The sequence below is a fragment of the Pantoea sp. CTOTU49201 genome, from assembly GCF_032054795.1.
Lineage (GTDB): Bacteria > Pseudomonadota > Gammaproteobacteria > Enterobacterales > Enterobacteriaceae > Pantoea > Pantoea symbiotica.
Window position 1 is genome coordinate 5,078 of sequence record NZ_DAMBSA010000275.1, and the last position, 1,116, is coordinate 6,193.

Genomic DNA, 1,116 nt, shown 5'->3' on the forward strand with positions numbered 1-1,116 from the left:
TACGTTAAGTAGTCAGATTGGGTACGGGCTGATGCCCTCACCCCGGCCCTCTCCCACGGGAGAGGGAGCCATTAGGTTAACTGCAAACCCAATCCACGCTCGCGCAGATCGCGGCACACCGCTTCATCCAGACGCGCATCCGTCACCACATCGGTCAGGCTATCAATCGGCGCGGCGCAATACAGCGACCATGAACCGTACTTGCTGCTGTCCGCCAGCAGAACACGGCGGCGCGCATTAGCCAGCAGATCCATCTTCAATCCGGCTTTATCTTCGGTTGGCGTGGTAATCCCGCGTTCGATACTCCACGAGTTGCAACTGACAAAGGCGATATCGGGATTGATGCTGCGCAGCAAGCGACGTCCATGTTCACCAATACACGACTGGCTGGAATCATCGATGCGTCCACCAATAATGGTGGTTTCGATTTGCTTAAACTCGGACAGAAACAGCGCGATGTGCAGATCGGCGGTGATCACCCGCAGCTTGAGGTGCGTCAGCTGGCGCGCCAGCTCCAGCATGGTCGTACCGGCATCCAATACCACCGCATCACCCGATTGCACGTAGCTGGCGGCAAACTGCGCGATGGCCTGCTTCTCGGCGAGATTACGCTGCATCTTCTCCAGCGTGGTCGGCTGATTGGGGATAAAGCGATTCAGTGTGACGCCGCCGTGGCTGCGGCTAATAACACCCTCTTTATCCAGCTTGATCAGATCGCGGCGGATCGTCGCTGGCGAGGCAGAAATAGCGCTCACCAGTTGTTCAACAGTGACCAAATTATGGCTCTTCAGATAGTCCATAATCTGGTCGAGACGGCTTTGTCCCTTCATATTTCCCTATGCAAGCTGCATCGCGAGTTTAATGGAGATCGCCATGCTCGCAGAGTTCGCTTTACCTGTCCAGGCGATATCAAACGCTGTGCCGTGGTCCGCCGAAGTGCGGATAAACGGCAAGCCAGCGGTGATATTCACACCATCATAAAAACCTAATAATTTCAGCGGGATGTGCCCTTGATCGTGGTACATCGCTACCACCATATCGTACTGACCTTCCTGACACTGCAGGAACACGGTATCGGGCGGGCATGGGCCGCTGACATCAATGCCTTGCGCTTTC

2 protein-coding genes are annotated in these 1,116 nt (G+C 55.6%); both read right to left on the reverse strand.

The window, feature by feature from the left end; all coding sequences use genetic code 11:
- Nucleotides 1-71: 71 nt before the first annotated feature.
- Nucleotides 72-830, reverse strand: a complete 759-nt coding sequence (locus RTY00_RS17355) for a DeoR/GlpR family DNA-binding transcription regulator (protein ID WP_008108534.1) — start codon at nucleotides 828-830, stop codon at nucleotides 72-74.
- A 6-nt stretch (nucleotides 831-836) separates the two neighbouring features.
- Nucleotides 837-1,116: 4-hydroxythreonine-4-phosphate dehydrogenase PdxA (locus RTY00_RS17360; protein ID WP_312665269.1), on the reverse strand; the 280-nt coding region annotated here is incomplete at its 5' end.

Coding starts and splice junctions, on each gene's coding strand:
- RTY00_RS17355 (WP_008108534.1), bottom strand. CDS start 830: ATGAAGGGACAAAGCCGTCTCGACCAGATTATGGACTATCTGAAGAGC.